Here is a 20,758-nt window from a genome sequence, read left to right as displayed (position 1 = left end):
CTCCCTCGATGCTGCTGGTGTCTGACGCCAGTAGCTCCAGTCGAAGGAGGCCCGCTTTCTCATGCTCACATGGGAGGACGACATGGAAGTACACGCCCTACGCAAACGTGGTTGGTCGATCTCTGCGATCGCCCGTCACACCGGCTTCGACCGCAAAACGGTCCGCAAGTATCTGGCCGGCGACGCCGAGCCCGGAGTGCGGGCCAGGCCGGGGCCGGACGCATTCGACCCGTTCATCGACTACGTCACCGCCCGGTTGGTCGAGGACCCGCACTTGTGGGCCCGCACCCTCTACGACGAACTCGAAGACCTGGGCTTCGGGCTGTCGTATCAGAGCCTGACCCGCAACATCCGCACCCGAGGGTTGCGGCCGGACTGCCAAGCGTGTCGCACCGCCACCGACCGGCCCAACGCCATCATTGCGCACCCGCCGGGTGAGGAAACCCAGTGGGACTGGCTGGAATTGCCCGGTCCACCCGATTCGTGGGGATGGGGCAAGAAGGCGTTCCTGTTGGTCGGCTCGCTGGCACATTCCGGGAAGTGGCGCGCAGTGCTCTCACCGTCGATGGATCAACCTCACCTGGTCGCCGCCATCGACACGATCTGCCGCGGCCTGGGTGGACTGAGCAGGGTGTGGCGGTTCGACCGGATGGCCACCGTCTGCGATCCCGGCTCAGGCCGAGTCACCGCATCGTTTGCCGGGGTCGCCAAACATTACGGGGTCGCGGTGGCGATCTGCCCGCCGCGGCGCGGTAACCGCAAAGGCGTGGTGGAGAAGGTCAATCACACTGCCGCGCAACGCTGGTGGCGGACCCTGGCTGACGAGGTGACCGTTGAACAGGCCCAAGCCAGTGTGGATCGTTTCGCCCGCGTGCGCGGTGACACCCGCATCCGTGCCACCGCTGACGGGCGATCCTCGGTCGCCGTAGTCGCCAAGGCCGAGCCGCTGACGCCGGTGCCGGCGACGCCGTATCCGGTGATCGTGTCGCAGTCCCGGACCGCCTCGCGCCAAGCGTTGGTGTCCTACCGAGGCAACCGGTACTCGGTGCCACCGGAGCTGGCTGCCGCGCAGGTGACGATCAGCCACCCAATCGGCGGCCAGTTCTGCGACATCGCCACCACCAGTGGGATCGTGATCGCCCGGCACCGCATGGCTGCAGACGGGCTCGGTGTGATGGTCCGCGACAGCGGCCACATCATCGCCCTGGACACCGCGGCGATGGCCACCGCTAACACCGGACGACCACACCGCCGCAAGGAACGCATCCCACCCGGCCCGGCCGCCAAAACCGCTGCCGCGCAACTCCTTGCACTCCGCGACAACACCGCCAATTCAGCCGAATCAACCACGCCATCAACCGATTCCACTGTCATCGACCTGTCCGCCTACGAGCGGGCCGCCCAGAAAAGGACCCTGCAATGACCCCCACCCCACGCACACCTAAAACCACCACCGGCACCACCACCGAGACACCGGCGGCCGCGGCGAGCCGCTATCAGCAGCTACGGTCACACCTGGCCGAGCTCAAACTCGCCGCTGCCGCCGAGGCCCTGCCGTCAATACTCGACCAGGCCGCCGCCGAAGGCCTGTCACTCACAGTGGCCCTGGAGCGGCTGCTGGCCGTGGAAGTCGATGCCAGCACCGCCCGCCGCCTCGCAGGAAGGTTACGGTTCGCCAGCCTGCCCACCCCCGCTACCCTCGCCGATTTCGATGTCGACGCCGCCGCCGGCATCGACCGCGCACTGATCGACGAACTGGGCACCTGCCGCTATCTCGAATCGGCCACCAACGTTCTACTGATCGGACCGCCGGGGACAGGAAAGACGCACCTCTCGGTTGGATTGGCAAGGGCTGCAGCACATGCTGGATATCGGACCTACTTCACCACCGCCGCCGACCTGGCCGCACGCTGCCACCGCGCCGCCATCGAGGGACGCTGGGCCACCACCATGCGGTTCTACGCCGGCCCGACACTGCTGGTGATCGATGAACTGGGCTACCTGCCACTACCCGCCGAGGCCGCCTCGGCGTTGTTTCAAGTTGTATCCCAACGCTATTTGAAGACCAGCATCGTGATCACCACCAACCGCGGGGTCGGCGCCTGGGGCGAAGTGCTCGGTGACACCACCGTCGCCGCCGCCATGCTCGACCGCCTCCTACACCGGTCAGTGGTCATCAACCTCGACGGCGAGTCCTACCGGCTACGCGACCACCACGCCGCCGCCGAAAACCTCCGTCGAGCCGCAACAGGAACCCGTCAACCCCTACACTGACCGGTGCTCACAGGTGAGGAATTTCGGCGAGCACACCCGGGGACGTTCGATGAGCGCGATCAGCCCCCGACCAATGCAGAATCTAGTGGCGTATCGGATTGGAACTCTCGTCTCGGGACTGTTTTGCCTGGTGGTACCACTCGCGGTTATGCACTCCCCGCCAGCCATTTCCACGGTTGCCGAGGGTTCTGGCACATCCGAACCTAGCCCGGTGTCAGCACAGGAAGTTGTGGGGATGGGCGCCGATCTGTCTGTTGTTGTCGGCCGCTCTTGACGTTCTCTGACGTTGGTCCGGCACGGCGACGGCAGGGCCCGTCAGTCCCTTCCCGGAGCTTCACCAACCACATCAACCCACGTTCGGCCGTTTGGGGACTGGGCTTGACCCCATTGGGTGGACACTCGGTCAGGCGGCTTGTGCCGTCTGAGTGATCCGGTTCTCGTACTCGACCGGGGTGATCATCCCGATCGAAGAGTGGCGCCGTCGGCGGTTGTAGACCCGTTCGATCCAGTCGCCGACGGCGAGCTTAGCGGCTGCTTTGGTGGGCCACAAGTAGCGGTCGTAGAACTCGACTTTCATTGTGGCCCAGAATGATTCCTGCTGAGCATTATCCCAACACACCCCGGTGCGGCCCACCGAGCGGGCCAGATCATGCTTGCGGGCGAACCGTGCCAACTGCGCACTGGTGTACTGACATCCGCGGTCAGCATGGAACACCACCTGCGCGGCCAACTCGCCGCGCATGGCCACCGCCATCGCCACCGCGTCCTCGACCAGGTCGGTATGCAGGTGCTCATCGATGGCCCAGCCGATCACCCGCCGGCTGCAGCCGTCACGCACGGCGCACAGGTACAACCAGCCCTCACCGGTGCGCAGATAGGTGATGTCGCTGGTCCACACCCCATCCAGACGGCCTGTATCGAATCGACGTTTGACCAGGTCAGGGATCGGCGGCGCGTCCAGATCCACCACGGTGGTTACCGGGGCGAACGTACGTGGGCTGATCCCGGCCAGACCCTGACGGCGCAGCGAGGCAGCCACCGTCTTGCGTGACACGGTCTCGCCGGCATCGCGCAGGTCGGCCAGGATGCGCGGCGCCCCATAGACCCCATCGGAGGCCTCATGCAAGGCCGCGACCTTGACATCCAACTCGGCACGACGCCGCGCCGCCGGCGACGGTCCCGCGGCCTGGGACTTGCGCCATTTGTAAAACCCCGACCGCGACACGTCCAGCAGCTCGCACATCCGGGTGATCGCGTAATTGGCCTTCTCCGCCTCGATCAGACCGTAGGCCTCTACTGGTTCTGTTCGGAGGCAAAGAAGGCCGCGGCTTTTTTCAAAAACTGCCGGTCCAAACGCAATTCAGCGTTCTCCTTGCGCAGCCGCTCCAACTCGGCACGCTCATCAGAATCAAGCACCGCACCATTATCGCCTGCGCCAGCGGCCTCGCGGGCCACCCGCACCCAGCGCCCCAGCAACTGCTCACCCACACCGATCTCCGCGGCCACATGCGCGATCGGCCGGCCCGTCTCGATCACCAAGCGGGCCGCCTGCTCCCGAAACTCCGGGGTGTACTTCTTCCGCTTGCCCGACATACGGACATCCTTCCCGTGGGACCAGCAGTCCCACCAGTCAGGTGTCCACCATCAGGGGTCAACCCCAGGACTGCCCCGGGTTTAGTTGACTCGCGGGGTGTGAATTTCAGGCCGCGGTTGCGACTGGTGTGTGGAGCAGTTCGAACTCTATCGGGGTGAGTCTGCCGAGTGCGCGTTGGCGCCGGCGTCGGTGGTAGGTCCGTTCGATCCAGGTCACGATTGCCAGGCGTAGCTCAGCTCGGGTTGTCCAGCGTTGCCGGTCGAGAACATTGCGTTGCAGGAGGGCGAAGAACGACTCCATGGCCGCGTTGTCTCCGCAGGCACCGACGCGGCCCATTGATCCGTGTAACCCATTGTGTGACAGCGCATGAACGAACTTTCGCGATCGAAACTGGCTGCCCCTGTCGGAGTGGACGATCGTGTCGACCGGTGAGCGCAGAGCCACCGCGTGGTCCAGGGCAGCCACGGCCAACATGGACTTCATGCGAGAGTCGATCGAGTAACCCACGATCCGGTTGGAGAACACGTCCTTGATGGCGCAGAGGTAGAGCTTGCCCTCGTCGGTGCGGTGCTCGGTGATATCGGCGAGCCAGACCTGATCGGCGGCCTCGGCGCTGAACTGGCGTTGCACGAGGTCGTCGTGCACCGGTGGGCCGGATCGACGGTTCAGTCCACGCTTCTTGGCGAAGATCGACCAGATGCGCTCCTGGGAACACAACCGCGCGACCCGGTTCTCGCCGGCCGTGATCCCGCGCCGAGGAAGTTCGTCGGCGATGAACCGGTATCCGAAGGCCGGATCATCAGTGTGGATGTCGCGGGCGGCGTTGATCAGGTGCGCGTCGTCCCAATCGCGCTGCGTCAGGGGTGCTTTGCGCCACTTGTAGAACGCCTGGGTGGAGAATCCCAGGACCCGGCAGGTCACCGTGACGGGCACGCCGTCAGCGGCAAGGTCGAGGACCAGCGGGTACATCATTTTGGGTTGGCATCCCGGGACAGATAGCCGACCGCGCGGCGCATCACTTCCGCTTCCTGCTCGAGGAGTTTGATCCGCTTGTGCGCCTCGCGCAGCTGCGCAGCCAACTCGTCGGCATTGGCCGGTGACGAGGTTTGGCCGCGGCCATCCTCGCGGTCGGCGATTTTAAGCCAACGGTGCAGGCAGGCCTCCGAGATGCCGAAGTCCTTCGCGATCTGGCGCAACGGCGCCTCGCCCTTGCGGGCCACGGCGATGACGTCGGCACGGAACTCGGCAGGAAACGGTGTTGGCACGAGATCGATCCTTCCAGCAAGGACGAATCCTCACAGGTCAGGAGTCAACCAAACCGGGGGCAGTCCCTTGCCCTCTGTTGACCGGCTCAGATGACGCAGGTACACAGACGCGCCACACGGCTTCCAATGAGAGGTTTTCGCAGATGGGCGCAGCTGCGCCCTGCTTGGACACACGTCGCATTAAGTGGGCGCTGAATACGCGGGGACGGATTACCCGGTTTTCAAGACAGCCCCGCGCCATGAAATTACCGTGAAAGACGGAGGTCGGCTGGCATCTGCGTCGAAGTCGGGGGAAGCACGGCATGACTCCGGCGCACGTGCCGGCTGGCCGCCAAGGGGGGACAGGGGGCCAGCTGAGTTTGGTCGCCGGAACCAGATTCGTTATGAGGGGGCATAACAATGTCTGTCAATGTACATCCGTCGTGCGATATATGTGGGCCTGCCGAAAGGGCCTGTACTACAGCGCTTTCCGGAACTAGGGTGCCAATAACCGGGGGGCGAGAGCTGACCAGCCCCGCTCCCACGGACGAAGGCTGACGGCACGATGTGGGGACCACTGCTAGTACTGGCGCTGGCGCTCACCATCAACCCCGTGCGCCTCGGACTGATTCTGCTGGTGTTGTCGCGACCACGCCCCATGCAGAACCTGCTGGCGTACTGGCTCGGCACTCTATTGGCAGGCATGGCATTCCTGCTCGTCCCATTGGTCGTGTTCCACGCGACACCAACGTCGAAGTCGGTGGCGGAGGGGTTGATGAACTCAGGCCCAAGCACGCTGGTACAGCGGCTACTGGTCGGCCTGGGGGTGCTGGTGATCGTCGCAGCCGCCCTGATGTGCCTGCGGAGGCCTTCACAGGCTCCGCAATCGGATGCCGATGAGCCAGTGACGGAGCGGCGTCGACGCGATACCAGCACTTCGACGCGGACGTTGGATCCGTCGACTCTGCCGGTGCTCTCTCGCCTGGTGAGCGCAGCGGCTGATACCGAGCCCGAATCTGACTCCAACAGCCAGCGATTTGCGCGTCGCGCACGTGAAGCGTGGCGGAACGGATCACCGTGGATTTCGGGCGTCATCGGGTTGATGGTGGTGCCAGCGGATGGAGTCCTTCTGGCGCTGGCCCTGATCGTCACATCGGGTGCGGCCATCGGTATGCAGTTGGGCGCGGCCGTCGTGTTCGTCATCGCGGTGCTCACCGTGGAAGAGGTCATCCTCCTGTCTCATCTGGCTGTGCCCCACAAAACTCAGGCCGCATTGGAGAGACTCCATGACTGGACCGTAATCCACCACCGGAAGTTCATGGCAGCCATCCTGGTGGTGGTCGGAGTCTCCCTGATTGTCCAGGGGGTCGGCAGTTAGTGGTCGGGCACAGGACAAGCTAAGAGACTTACCAAGTCATTCTCAACAGCTACTATCTCGGCGCAATCGGGGGGTCAATCGCTATGCGCTCAAATCATGAATCGGTGAGCAACGTCCTGGATGTACTTGACCAGGCGGCATTCGACATACCGCGGGCATCTGGTTCGAGCACTGTGCTCCAGTGCACCTGGGTGTACAGCCATCCGATCAACGCCGGCAATCTGCAACGGTTCCGCGACCATCTGCAGCAGGGTCGATTGTCTCGCCGCATCGAGCAATCATCGCTGGGATTCGGACGCCACCGGTGGGTGGCTCCCGATCGTGCATTGGACATCGAGATGGCCGCACCGCGTCCTCGAGAAGCACTTGAGGACTGGCTCGAAGAGCAGGCCAGGACCCCAATCAGCTGTGAAAGCGGACCAGAATGGCATCTCGCAGTACTGCCGTTCAGCGGCGGGGGTGCTGGTGTGAGTCTCGTTATTTCACACTGCCTCACCGATGGTGTCGGACTTTGTGAGGCGATAGCTGATGCTGCGCTTGGACGCGATGCCGCTGTCTCGTGGCCCCCAGCGGCATCGCGCGGACGCTGGCGCGCACTTCACGAGGATGCGGTTCAATCGATTCGGGACATTCCTGCTGTGTGCCGCGGCTTCGCGGCCGCCACCCGCCTGGCCCGGCGTAACCGGGAGCAAGCCAAGTCCAGTCCTCGACCCGACCTAAAACGTCCAGCGCTGCAGAAGTCAGCCACCGAATCCTCAGCCGCACCAGTGGTCACTGTTTTCGTCGATGCCGATGAGTGGACGACACGGGCTCAGTCTCTGGGTGGCACCAACAATTCGCTCCTAGTCGGGGTTTCGTCCTGTCTCGCGCAGCGCGCCGGACGGGTCGCCGCAGACGGTTCCGTCGTTGTGCTTGTGCCTGTGAATGAACGCATCCCGGGAGACACCCGCGCGAACGCGATCGGCGGGGTTGGAGTCAAAGTCGACCCCACGCGCGTCACAACGGACCTGTCCGAAGTTCGGGTTGCCGTAAAGCAGGCCTTGAGCGACCACGCCGAGTTGGCCGACCTTGAACGCGCAACCAATGCTCTGGTTCCGCTGTCACCTCAGCGCCTGCTCAAAGCTGCTGGCGATGCAGTCACCGGGGCCCAGTTCAACCTCATCAGCGGCTCCAACGTTGGTGCCGTCGACGCAGCCGCGGCCCGTCCTGATGGTACCGACGCCGACCTATTCGCCTTGAGGCTCTGCTATTTTGGGCCGATGGAGGACGCTGTGCAGCGATGCGGCGGAGTCCAAACAGTGTTGTCGGGAACAGCGCAGGGGAGGGTGTTCTTGTCACTGGTGTCATACCTACCAGCTCACCCGAACTCCAAGGACGCTCTCAGGCAAGACCTTCTGAGGACGTTGCAGCAATTCTCACTCAACGGCACATGTCTCTGAGTATGCAACCTGACATTCGGCACGCCGGGAGCCAGAGACCTCGGTTCAGAGCGCCCTAGAGCAGACCAAGTACCTGCAAGTCGGTGACGTACTTCCTGATGATCTCGGACGTGACGTGCGGAATGTCGTTGGTGGGACCAATTTCAGCCTCTTGAACGGCAGCACGGAACCTGTCAGCTGGCGCGATGGACGAGTTGGTTGGGGCGGCAGGCTGCAGGCCACGGACGTCATGCAACTCCATCTGCATCTCCACGACTTCCAGCACAGAATGCTGACGCTGCCGGGCCGGCAGTTCCCGTAGGGCCGTCTGGAACCGCACCAACCACTCGCCATAGTCGTCGATACGCTCAATGGGCCACCCGGCGTCGATGATCCAATCCACGTATTCATCGAGGCCGATACCGTCGTCGTGCGGGTTCATCACATGGTAGGTCTGGAACCCGTCCATGGCCTTGGCGCCCAACGCAGCAACAGCCTGGGCTACGAAATCTACTGGTAAGCCATCGAAGTGAGTACGCTGACGGTTCCCGTCGGCGTCAAGCTTAAAGAAGGAACGAGGGGCGATGCCTGTGCTGGCCAGGCTGAGGACCATCCGCGTGAACATGTCTGACAAGTTGAGTTGGCCCACGTAGTTGCTGCAGGCCAAAAGCATATCGCAACGGAAGACAGAGACAGGAAGCCCACACAAATCGTTCGCCTCCCGCAGCAGCACTTCACCAGCCCACTTGCTGTTCCCATATCCGTTGACGTACCTGCCGTCATTCACTCGGGTAGGGCTGGCCTCCCGAATATCGATGTCTTCGTTGAATTTCGAGGGATTGACCCCGGCTCCCACGTTGGCGGTCGACACGTAGTTGTAGGGCTTCAGCCGTCCGGTGATGGCCAAGCGAATCAACTCGGCAGTGCCCACCACATTGGGTCCGAACAGTTCACTGTAGGGCAGGACACTGCTGACCAGCGCTGCCGGATCAACGATCAGATCCACGCTGTCCGCCAGGCGTTGCCAGGTGACCGGATCCAACCCCAACTTGGCATCCCCCTTGTCGCCGGCAACCACCTCTAGATGGTCGGCAGCGAGGGCTTGGAAATGTCGCAGCAGTTCGGGGTCGCTCTCGAACGTCTTGTTCAGTCGAACACGTCCGTCGTCGGCGGATTCTGCTCTTATCAGGCAGATTACAGCCCCATCGACCCGCGCGACCCGCTCCAGCCACTCCAGCAGCAGATGTCGTCCGAGGAAACCGGTGGCTCCGCTCAGCAGCACCGTTCGCACGCAACTGACTGGTCCCGGCAGCGCCGGAGCGCTCGCGAGTGTCTGGGCATCGATGAACTTGTCCAGAGTCAGATCTGCAGCGTGCACTTCGACGGCGTCACGGCCATGCACCGATGCGAAACTCGGCCCATGGACCTGCCGATGGATTCGCTGACAGAGGCCGCTCACTGAGGGGGCGTCGAGGATGGTGCGCACGGCAAGATCCATGTCGAGGGCCTCGTTGACCTTTGCGATGACCTTCATCGCGGTCAGCGAATCTCCACCCAAGTCGAAGAACGAATCATCCACCCCGACCCGCTCCAACCCCAACACCTCGGCATAGATGCCGGCCACAATCTCCTCAACAGCGTTCGACGGCGCACGGTACCTGCCGGTGTCGGCATAATCCGGCACCGGCAACGCACGCTTGTCGAGCTTGCCGTTGACCGTCAACGGCAACGCCTCCAACACCACGATCGCCGCAGGAACCATGTAGCCCGGCAACCGCTCCGCCAACTGCGCACGAACAACTACCGGATCACCGCTACCGACGATGTACCCGACCAGACGCTTATCCCCAGGCCGGTCCTCACGCATCACCACCGCGGCCTGCTCCACATCATCGAGCTCACTCAACGCAGCCTGGATCTCACCCAATTCAATGCGGTAACCACGAATCTTGACCTGCTCATCAGCACGCCCCAAGTACTGCAACTGTCCATCAGCACCCCAACGCACCAAATCCCCAGTCCGATACATCCGCACACCTGCCGAGAACGGACACGCCACAAACCGAGACGCAGTCAACCCCGGTCGACGGACATAACCCACCCCGACACCACGGCCCGCCACATACAACTCACCAACCACCCCCGCCGGCACCGGACGCAACCACCGATCCAGCACGAACAACGCCGCCCCCGGCACCGGAAACCCAATCGGCACCACACCCTGCCCCGCCACCAACGGAGCACTGATCGTCGCGTACACAGTGGTCTCCGTCGGACCATAACCATTGATCATCACTCTGCCCGGAGCCCACTTGTCCACCACCTCAGCTGGGCATGGTTCAGCAGCCACCATCAGCGTCGCACGCTCTAACCCCTCCGGCGAGAGCACCCCCACCGCCGAGGGCGTCTGGCTCAGAACGGTGACCTGCTCGGACACCAACAGGGCGTGAAGATCCCCCGGGGACCGAGTCAGCTCATCAGGCACCACCATCAACTCGGCACCGTGCAGCAGGGCACCCCAAATCTCCCACACGGAGTAGTCGAAGGCCAACGATGCACACTGAGCCCACACTTGCCCCGGTGCCATCGCCACACCCACGTCCAGCCCATCGAAGAGTCTGGTCACGTTCGCGTGGGTAACCGCCACTCCTTTGGGGGTTCCGGTGGTGCCCGAGGTGTAGATCAGGTGAGCGATGTCATCGGGACGGGGCCCGCCCTGCACCGCAGTGACCGGCAGGTCTTCGATCCAGGGATCGTCGACGTCGATGACCGATACCCCGCGGCCCTGCAACCGTCCGCCCAACTCCGCCACGCTGACCGCGACCAGTGGTTCGGCGTCGGCCAGCATGAACTCCACCCGAGCATCGGGGTGCGACGGATCGATAGGAAGATAGGCCGCACCCGACTTGAGCACTCCAAGGATCGCCACCACCGCCTCGATCGAGCGGTTCAACAACAACGCCACACACTGACCAGGACCCGCGCCACACTCAACCAACAAGTGCGCCAACCGATTCGACGCCTCATCCAACTCCAGATACGTCAACGACCGCCCCGCACAACTGACCGCCACCGCATCCGGCACCCGAACCACCTGCGCCGCGAACCCCTCCGGAATCGACACCTTCACACAGGACTCACTCAGCACCGCACGATTGCTCACCACATCAAGACGCGCGCGCTCATCAGCGTCAAGCACATCCACCAACGACACACGCCGACCTGGATCGCTCGTGAGCGCCTCCAACACCCGCCGCAATCGCCCGACCATAACTTCAATCGTGGACACATCGAAAACATCCGTACGGAACTCCACCGACCCTTCAATGCCGTCGAAGTCACCATTTGCGGTGAAGGACTCGTGCATCGAGAAGACCAGATCCATTCGGGCCGACCGCGTATCAGCGGGCAGTGGAGTGACCTCGAGACTGCTCGTAGCCGTGGCCGGTTCCCCGCCGGTTTTTTCCTGGAGGACGGTCGGTGCCTGCCAAGCCAGCATCACTTGGATAAGCGGGTGGCGGGCGAGGCTGCGAGTCGGGTTGAGTCTATCCACCAACACCTCGAACGGCACATCCTGATTCTCAAGAGCTGCCAGACCGCGCTGACGTACCTGACTCAGCACCTCTGCCGCCGTGGGATCCCCGGACAGATCCGCGCGTACAACCAGCGTGTTGACGAAGAACCCCACCAGGTCCTCCAGTGCAGGATCAGACCGTCCTGCCGTTGCGATCCCTACGGCAACGTCCGAACTCGCGCAGAGCTTCGCCAACAACACGACGAGGGCAGCCTGCACCACCATGAAGCTGGTCGCGTTGTGCTCCCTGGCGGCCTTCGCCACCTGCTGCTGCATCTCCGGAGGCCAGCTCACGGCGAGTGTCGCGCCACGATAGTCCGCCACCGCCGGGTATGGGCGGTCTGTGGGCAGGTTCAACTGCTCCGGCAATCCGGCCAGAGCGTCGTCCCAATAGGCCAATTGCCTGCTGATTCGACTATCAGGATCGTCCAGATCCCCCAAAAGTCGTCGCTGCCACAACGTGTAATCCACATACTGCACGGGCAGCGGCGTCCACTCCGGTGGCCGCCCCCCAATCCGACTTTCGTACGCGGTCGCGAGATCACGCGCCAACGGGGCGATCGACCAACCGTCTGCGGCAATGTGATGAACCACCGCCACCAGTGCATGCTCGTCGTTCGCGACCTTCATCAGCGTGCCTCGCACCGGAATCTCGGTGGCCAGATGGAAGCTGTGACTGATCACTTTGTCCATCGCGTTCTTGAGTCGCGCTGGCGACCAGCCTCGGGCGTCGACCACCTCCAATCTCGCGTCGACCTCCTCGATTGGCACGACCACCTGGCGTGGCTCCCCGGCGACCGCCGGGAATACCGTGCGCATCGATTCATGACGTGCGATCACATCACCTAGCGCCGCTTCCAGCGCGGCGATGTCCAGTGGGCCGCTCACCCGATATGCGCTGGGCAGGTTGTACACCGGCGAGGGTCCCTGCACCTGCTCCAGAACCCACAACCGCTGCTGGCCGTACGACAACGGAACGACAGCGGGACGTTCCACCGGCGTCAAAGGGCACCGTCCGGACGGGGCTGACTCGGCACAGGGTACAAGTTCCACGATCGTCGGACGGTCGAAGAGGACGCTGACAGCCAAGTCGGTGTTCAGGGCCTCGTTGACCTTTGCGATGACCTTCATCGCGGTCAGCGAATCTCCACCCAAGTCGAAGAACGAATCATCCACCCCGACCCGCTCCAACCCCAACACCTCGGAATAGATGCCGGCCACAATCTCCTCAACAGCGTTCGACGGCGCACGGTACCTGCCGGTGTCGGCATAATCCGGCACCGGCAACGCACGCTTGTCGAGCTTGCCGTTGACCGTCAACGGCAACGCCTCCAACACCACGATCGCCGCAGGAACCATGTAGCCCGGCAACCGCTCCGCCAACTGCGCACGAACAACTACCGGATCACCGCTACCGACGATGTACCCGACCAGACGCTTATCCCCAGGCCGGTCCTCACGCATCACCACCGCGGCCTGCTCCACATCATCGAGCTCACTCAACGCAGCCTGGATCTCACCCAATTCAATGCGGTAACCACGAATCTTGACCTGCTCATCAGCACGCCCCAAGTACTGCAACTGTCCATCAGCACCCCAACGCACCAAATCCCCAGTCCGATACATCCGCACACCTGCCGAGAACGGACACGCCACAAACCGAGACGCAGTCAACCCCGGTCGACGGACATAACCCACCCCGACACCACGGCCCGCCACATACAACTCACCAACCACCCCCGCCGGCACCGGACGCAACCACCGATCCAGCACGAACAACGCCGCCCCCGGCACCGGAAACCCAATCGGCACCACACCCTGCCCCGCCACCAACGGAGCACTGATCGTCGCGTACACAGTGGTCTCCGTCGGACCATAGGCGTTGATCACCACGTGATCGCCAGCCCAACGATCGACCAATTCGAGTGGGCAGGCCTCTCCGGCTACTACCAATGCCATCGATCCAACGCCGTCGAGCTGTAATGTCCCTGCCGCCGAGGGTGTCTGGCTCAAAATCGTGACCTGCTCATCTGCCAGGAGAGCATGGAAATCTCGGGGTGAGTGTGCTGTTGCGTCCGACACCACGACCAAGCGACCACCGTGCAGGAGCGCTCCGAAGATGTCCCAGACGGAGACGTCGAACACCAACGAATGCCATTGCGTCCACACGTTCTCCGGACCTGCGAAAGCGGGGTCCACCGACGTGATCAACTGGGTGACATTCCGATGTGTGATGCCCACGCCCTTGGGGGTTCCGGTGGTTCCGGAGGTGTAGATGATGTACGCGAGATCATCGGCTGCGGGGGCAGGCACGCCGGAGTTTTGCTGTGTCGCGATACGTGGATCGTCAATGTCCACAGTCACGAGGTCGGTACCACCGAGTCGCTCGCCCAGGCGGGCGGTCGTCACTGCGGCGACGGGGGCGGCATCTACCATCATGAATTCGAGGCGCGCATCCGGTACTGCCGGATCGATCGGCAGATAGGCCGCACCGCTCTTAAGCACTGCCAGGATCGACACGATCGCCTCAAGCGAGCGCTCCAGCAGCACCGCCACGCACTGACCTGGTGCCGCGCCGCACTCAACCAAAAAGCGCGCCAGGCGATTCGATTCCTCATCCAACTCCAGGTACGTCAAGGTTCGGCCCCGGTCACTGATCGCGACCGCTCCAGGCGAACGCCCGACCCGCTCGGCGAACAACCCCGGGACCGACCATGAGGACGAGGCGCATTCGGTCAGAACGGCTCGGTTGCCCCACTTCTCCAGTTGGGCAAGGTCTTGCGAATCGAGTAGACCGATCGATGACACCGTCTGCTCCGGATCCGCGGCCATCGCGCTCAATACTCTCTCGAGACGCGCAATCATCGACTCCACAGTGGCGAAGTCGTAGACGTCAGTGCGAAATTCAACCGTCCCGGCTATCCCGGCCGCCTGCCCTGTCTCATCCCACCGTTCAGACAATGCGAACGTCAGATCCATACGTGCAACATGAATGTCAGCAACCAGTGGTGTGGCATCGACGGAACCAAGCGCGGACTCCACAGTGGGGTTCGCTGCCAGATTCTGCCATGCCAGCATCACCTGCACCAAAGGATGGTGCACACGACTACGGGCCGGGTTGAGTCGATCCACCAGCACCTCAAACGGTACATCCTGATGTTCGAATGCCGCCAGGCTGCGCTGGCTCACCTGCCTCAAGAAGTCCGCCACCGTGGGATCTGCGGACAAATCAACCCGCAACACCAAGGTGTTGACGAAGAACCCCACCAGCTCGTCCAGTGCTGGATCGCGCCTACCCGCGATCGGGAAGCCGACTGCCACATCCGAGCTGGCACTGAGCTTGGAAAGCAGGGCCGTCAATGCCGCCTGCACCACCATGAAACTCGTCGCACCGTGCTCCCGTGCCAACCTCGCCACCTGCTGCTGCAACTCGGGGGACCATGAGACGTCGATGCTGGAGCCGTGGTAGTCGGCGACCGGTGGGTATGGACGATCGGTGGGCAACTCCAAGCGCTCCGGCAGACCACCTAAGGTCTGCATCCAGTAGGCCAACTGGTTGGCGATACGACTGTCAGGGTCAGAGAGTTCGCCCAACTGCTCACGCTGCCACAGGGTGTAGTCGATGTACTGCACGGGTAGCGGAGCCCAATTCGGCGGAACTCCGTTGCATCGACTTGCGTACGCCAGTCCCAGATCCCGCATCATGGGGGCGATCGACCAACCATCGCCAGCGATGTGGTGCACCACGGACACCAGTACATGGTCGTCGTCGGCCGCTCTGAACAATGCTGCCCTGAAAGGAATTTCGGATCTCAGATCAAAGGGATGGCGTAGTTCCGCCATGATGGCTTCGTCCCGTTGACGCGTCGACCATTGTCGGGCGTCGACGACACGCCAGGCGATGTCGATATCCTCCGGAGGTACCACCACCTGTCGAGGTACTCCGTCGACAGAGGGGAGCACCGTCCGCAGCGACTCGTGTCGGGTCACCACATCAACGAAGGCCGCGTGCAGCGCATCCTCCTGTACTGCACCGCGAATCGCGTACGCCGCAGGCAGGTTGTACACCGGGGAAGGTCCTTGCAACTGGTCGAGGAACCAGAGACGCTGCTGCGCATAGGACAACGGAACCACTGCCGGACGCTGGACCGGCACCAAGGCCGGCAGTCCACGTGAGCCTTGATGGATACGTGGCGCGAGCTGGGCCACCGTGGGTGCCTCGAACAACTCTCGCACCGGCAGTTGAGTGCTCAGTGCGGTCTCGATCCCCGCCACCACTCGCAACGCCAAAAGACTGTCCCCGCCGAGATCGAAGAATGAGTCATCGACACCAACCCGCTCCAGATCCAAGACGTGGGCGAAGATGCCAGCCACCAGCTCCTCCGCCGGGGTCGACGGCGCTCGATACGAGCCAGCACTATAATCAGGTTCGGGCAAAGCCCGAGTATCGAGCTTTCCGTTGACCGTCAACGGCACGGCGTCGATCACCACTATCGCTGCTGGTACAAGATAGCCGGGAAGCCTCTTGGCCAGCTCCGCACGCAGCTGAGCCGGGTTAATCACTGTGCCAGCAGATTCGGTGACGTAACCGACCAGTCGTTTGTCGCCGGGTCGATCCTCACGAGCGATCACCACTGCCTGATCGACCCCGTCAAACTCTGCGAGTGCTGCCCGAATCTCGCCGAGCTCGATGCGATGACCACGAATCTTGACCTGCTCATCGGCACGCCCCAAGTACCGCAACTGTCCGTCAGGACCCCAGGCAACGAGGTCTCCGGTGCGGTACATGCGCGATCCCGAACCTGCAAACGGGCAGGCAACAAATCGCGAAGCGGTTAATCCGGAGCGGCTCACATACCCCACGCCCACTCCCTGACCGGCCACATACAACTCACCGACGACCCCGACGGGCACCGGCCGCAGCCAGGGATCCAGAACGAACAGCGCCGCCAAGGGCGCTGGGAAACCGATCGGCACCACGGCGCCAGGCGTCAAGGGCCCGCTGAATGCGACGCCCATCGTCGTCTCGGTCGGCCCATACGCGTTGACCATCAGCCGTCCGGGTGCCCATCGATGCACAATTTCGGGAGCGCAAGACTCGCCGGCAACCATCAGCGTCATGGAGGCCAAGTCCTCCATGGGAAGCGCAGCCACCGCCGACGGCGTCTGCGTAAGCATCGTCACCTGCTCAGCGACAAGCCTTTCATGGAACTCCCTTGGGGACAGGACAACCTCTTCGGGCACCACCACCAGTTTCGCCCCGCCCAGCAGGGCGCCGAATATCTCCCACACAGATACGTCGAATGCCAGTGAGTGGCACAACACCCACGAACCTCCGTGCGGCGGAAATCCACTGTTCATGGATCTGAACAGCTGGGTCACGTTGTACTGCGCGATGGCCACCCCCTTGGGGGCGCCGGTCGTACCCGAGGTGTAGATCAGGTACGCAACGTCATCGGGTGAAGGAGAATGCAATGGTCGGCTGGGGCGTATGTCAATTCGCGGATCTGTCACATCAATGATCGGAAGATCAGACCAAGAAAGAAGATCGGCCATCTCTCCCGTGCTGATCATCAGCAGCGGGGCCGCGTCGGCGATCATGAACCGAATTCGATCCTCCGGATAAGCCGGATCGATCGGCAGATAGGCCGCACCCGACTTGAGCACTCCAAGGATCGCCACCACCGCCTCGATCGAGCGGTTCAACAACAACGCCACACACTGACCAGGACCCGCGCCACACTCAACCAACAAGTGCGCCAACCGATTCGACGCCTCATCCAACTCCAGATACGTCAACGACCGCCCCGCACAACTGACCGCCACCGCATCCGGCACCCGAACCACCTGCGCCGCGAACCCCTCCGGAATCGACACCTTCACACAGGACTCACTCAGCACCGCACGATTGCTCACCACATCAAGACGCGCGCGCTCATCAGCGTCAAGCACATCCACCAACGACACACGCCGACCTGGATCGCTCGTGAGCGTCTCCAACACCCGCCGCAATCGCCCGACCATAACTTCAATCGTGGACACATCGAAAACATCCGTACGGAACTCCACCGACCCTTGGATGCCTGCAGGATGTCCGGAACGGTCAAAGCGCTCTCCCAGGGAGAACACGAGATCCATGCGTGCGGAGTGGGTTTCGGCGGGCAACGGGGTGACCCGGACATTCCCAATCGTCGAAGCCGCTGGATCATCTGTGAGGGGAGCCGCGAAGTTCTGCCAAGCCAACATGACCTGCACCAGGGGGTGGTGCGACAAACTCCGCGTTGGATTCAACCGCTCCACGAGGATTTCGAATGGAACATCCTGGTTCTCGAACGCCGCGAGGCCACGTTGGCGTACCTGCGAGACCACATCGGCCCCCGTTGGATCACCATTCAGGTCCATTCGAAGCACCAAGGTGTTGACGAAGAATCCCACCAGTTCGTCCAGCGCTGGATCCGATCGACCCGCGATCGGGAAGCCCACCGCCACGTCCGAACTGGTGCTGAGCTTGGAGAGCAGAACCCCGAGCGCCGCCTGGACCACCATGAACGGTGTCGCGTCGTGTTGACGCGCAACTTGAGCCACCTGCTCATGCAGTTCGGCCGGCCACACCACCTCGATGAGGGCGCCAGCATAATCAGCCACGGCCGGGTAAGGGCGATCGGTCGGCAACTCTAACCGCGCCGGAAGCCCGGCCAGCGCCCGCTCCCAGTACGCCACCTGGCCGACGATCCGGCTGTCCGCGTCACCCAGGTCTCCGAGGTGCTCGCGCTGCCACAACGTGTAGTCGATGTACTGCACCGGCAACGGCGCCCAGTCCGGTGCGGCCCCCTCGCTGCGGGCGGCATAGGCGGCGCCGAGATCCCTGATCAGCGGGGCGACCGACCAGCCGTCGGCGGCGATGTGGTGCACGACTGCCGCCAGCACATGTGTGTCGTGCGCCAGGCGAAACAACTTGATTTGCAGAGGTATATCCACCGTCAGATCGAACTCGTGTCGCACCACCGCACCAACAGCCTCAACCAATCGATCCGCGCTCCACCCGGATGCGTCGACGACCTCCCAGCCGTAATCAGCTTCCCCCGCCGCAAGCACGACCTGCTGGGGCACCCCTGCGACGGAGGGGAACACTGTGCGCAACGACTCGTGGCGAGCTACCACGTCGGTCAGCGCAGCATCCAGCGCCGCCACATCAAGGTCGCCGATCACCTGGTGGACCACTGGCATGTTGTAGACCGGCGACGGCCCGTCCAGCTGACCCAGCACCCATAAGCGCTCCTGAGCGAACGACAGAGGAACCACCTCGGGCCGCTGCTGCACCACCAGCGGCGGAAGACCATTCCCACCTGCGTCGCCATCGATCTGGGTCGCCAACTGCGCGACCGTCGGCGATTCGAAAACGGCACGGACCCCGAGCCCGCCGTGGACGCTGGCGTTGATCGCATTGATCAAGCGAGTTGCCGAAAGGCTGTCGCCGCCGAGGTCGAAGAAGGAGTCGTCCACCCCGACCCGTTCAAGCCCCAACACCTGGCCGTAGATCCCGGCCACGATCCCCTCAGTCGGCGTCGTTGGAGCCCGATACTGCGTGGTCGAGTACTCCGGCGTTGGCAGTGCCCGCTTGTCGAGCTTGCCGTTCACCGTCAGCGGCAGCGCATCGAGGACGACGACCGCCGCCGGCACCATATAGGCAGGCAGACGCCTCGCCAGGACCCCCCGCACCTCAGCTGGGTCGACGACACCCGTGACATAACCCACCAGTCGCTTGTCTCCAGGCCGGTCCTCCCTGGTGACCACCGCTGCCTGATCCACCCCATCCACATCAGCCAACGCGGTCTGGATCTCCCCTAATTCAATGCGATACCCACGGATCTTGACCTGCTCGTCGGCCCTTCCGAGATACTGCAACTGTCCCTCCGGGGTCCAACTGGCCAGATCCCCGGTCCGATACATCCGAGCACCCACACCACCGAAAGAACATGCGACAAACCGAGTACCGGTCAAACCCCCGCGCCGCCAGTAACCACACGCCAATCCGGCACCGGCCACATACAACTCGCCCACCACGCCGACAGGCACCGGACGCAATCGAGCGTCGAGCACAAATAACCCCAGATGGGCCAATGGCACCCCAATCGGGCTGACACGGCCCTCAACATCGGCGGCCACCAGTTCCCGCAGAGACGCATGCACTGTCGTCTCAGTGATCCCGTACATGTTGATCAACCGCGGCGAAGTCGGATGGTTCTCCATCCACGTCCCCAGCCGCTGTGGTTCCAACGCCTCCCCGCCGAACACCACCGTCCGCAACGCCAGCTTTCGTCCCAGGTCGGGCTGGGCCGCATCGGCCGACTGCAAGCCGTAGAACGCCGACGGGGTCTGACTCAAAACGGTCACCTGCTCGTCGACGAGCAGCGCCAGCAACTCCCGCGGTGTCCGTGTCACTAGCTCCGGAACCACCACCAACCGGCTGCCGTACAGCAGGGGTCCCCAGATCTCCCACACCGAATAGTCGAAAGCCAACGAATGACATTGCGTCCAAACTTGACCCGCGAGGTCTAGCTCAACCGCCAGCGTATCCAGCAGCCGCGTCACGTTGCTGTGGGTGACCGCCACTCCCTTCGGCGTGCCCGTCGTCCCCGAGGTGTAGATCAGGTACGCGACATCATCGGAGGATGGCCCCTCAAGCAGCGCCGCACTCGAAGTGGCGACAGGCGCGTCGTCGATATCGATGGTCTCCAACCCGCAAGCTGCCACCCGTTCGGCTAGAACCGCAGTGGTGACCACCGCCACCGGGTGGGCATCATCGACGACGAGACGAACCCGCGTATCAGGGTGCATCGGATCAATCGGCACATAAGCCGCACCCGACTTCAACACCGCAAGTATGGCCACCACAGCCTCGAAAGATCTGGGCAACAGGACAGCCACACGCTCACCGGCCACCGCGCCACGCTCTACCAGCAAATGTGCCAAGCGATTCGACGCCTCATCCAACTGCCGGTAGGTCAAGGAGTCAGCCCCATAAGTCACCGCCACCGCATCTGGTGTCCGCAGCACCTGCTCGGCGAATAACGCAGGAATCGAAGCCGACCCCACGACGGGCTCGGACAACACACTTCGGTTGCTCCATTCCCACAGTTGGGCGGTTTCGTCTTCGTCCCAGAAATTCATCGCCGACAGTCGGCGGGAGACGCCGGTCGTCATGAGTGAGTCCCCGACGCCGTGCCCATCGCCGACCGAGCGCAGTGCAGGAAATCCGCCGGCCGACCGGCCGAC

The 20,758-nt window shown here is 63.1% G+C and carries 7 protein-coding genes; 4 read left to right on the top strand and 3 right to left on the bottom strand.

The annotated features are described in order from the left end of the window. The first annotated feature begins 61 nt into the window (after positions 1-61). Positions 62-1,423, top strand: a complete 1,362-nt coding sequence (locus tag R2K23_RS02315) for a Mu transposase domain-containing protein (protein ID WP_316513960.1) — start codon at positions 62-64, stop codon at positions 1,421-1,423. Further along, positions 1,420-2,274: an IS21-like element helper ATPase IstB gene (istB, locus tag R2K23_RS02310; RefSeq protein WP_316513347.1), complete on the top strand. Its 855-nt coding sequence runs from the start codon at positions 1,420-1,422 to the stop codon at positions 2,272-2,274. Before R2K23_RS02315 ends, istB begins: the two co-directional genes overlap by 4 nt. A 403-nt stretch (positions 2,275-2,677) precedes the next feature. On the opposite strand, the gene R2K23_RS02305 is transcribed toward istB, so the two are convergent. Then, a protein-coding gene (locus R2K23_RS02305; protein ID WP_109560046.1) for an IS3 family transposase occupies positions 2,678-3,867 on the bottom strand; the annotation gives its coding sequence in 2 pieces (ribosomal slippage) (positions 2,678-3,609 and positions 3,609-3,867; 1,191 coding nt in all). A gap of 106 nt (positions 3,868-3,973) precedes the next feature. Beyond that, positions 3,974-5,133 (bottom strand): IS3 family transposase gene (locus tag R2K23_RS02300; RefSeq protein ID WP_316513959.1). Its coding sequence is split into 2 segments (ribosomal slippage): positions 3,974-4,842 and positions 4,842-5,133, totalling 1,161 coding nucleotides; the frame shifts between segments, so codons are not numbered across the junction. Between the two features lie 544 nt (positions 5,134-5,677). Between R2K23_RS02300 and R2K23_RS02295 the strand changes: the two genes are divergently transcribed. Beyond that, positions 5,678-6,490: a GAP family protein gene (locus R2K23_RS02295; RefSeq protein ID WP_316513958.1), complete on the top strand. Its 813-nt coding sequence runs from the start codon at positions 5,678-5,680 to the stop codon at positions 6,488-6,490. Between the two features lie 104 nt (positions 6,491-6,594). Next, positions 6,595-7,929 carry a WS/DGAT/MGAT family O-acyltransferase gene (locus R2K23_RS02290; RefSeq protein ID WP_316513957.1) on the top strand — a complete coding sequence of 445 codons (1,335 nt, stop codon included), beginning with the start codon at positions 6,595-6,597 and terminating at the stop codon, positions 7,927-7,929. Positions 7,930-7,984: 55 nt separating this feature from the next. Here the strand turns inward: R2K23_RS02290 and R2K23_RS02285 are convergent, their stop codons facing one another. Continuing rightward, complete coding sequence (locus R2K23_RS02285; RefSeq protein ID WP_416223216.1) at positions 7,985-20,653, bottom strand: amino acid adenylation domain-containing protein; 12,669 nt, start codon at positions 20,651-20,653, stop codon at positions 7,985-7,987. Between the last annotated feature and the right edge of the window lie 105 nt (positions 20,654-20,758).

It is taken from the genome of Mycolicibacterium sp. MU0050, assembly GCF_963378085.1.
GTDB lineage: Bacteria > Actinomycetota > Actinomycetes > Mycobacteriales > Mycobacteriaceae > Mycobacterium > Mycobacterium wendilense.
This window is presented reverse-complemented; position numbering and strand designations above follow the sequence as displayed.

What these genes read in the sequence shown, in the direction of transcription:
- R2K23_RS02315 (WP_316513960.1), top strand. Translation starts at nt 62, where the DNA reads ATGCTCACATGGGAGGACGACATGGAAGTACACGCCCTACGCAAACGT.
- istB (WP_316513347.1), top strand. Translation starts at nt 1,420, where the DNA reads ATGACCCCCACCCCACGCACACCTAAAACCACCACCGGCACCACCACC.
- R2K23_RS02295 (WP_316513958.1), top strand. Translation starts at nt 5,678, where the DNA reads ATGTGGGGACCACTGCTAGTACTGGCGCTGGCGCTCACCATCAACCCC.
- R2K23_RS02285 (WP_416223216.1), bottom strand. Translation starts at nt 20,653, where the DNA reads ATGAATTTCTGGGACGAAGACGAAACCGCCCAACTGTGGGAATGGAGC.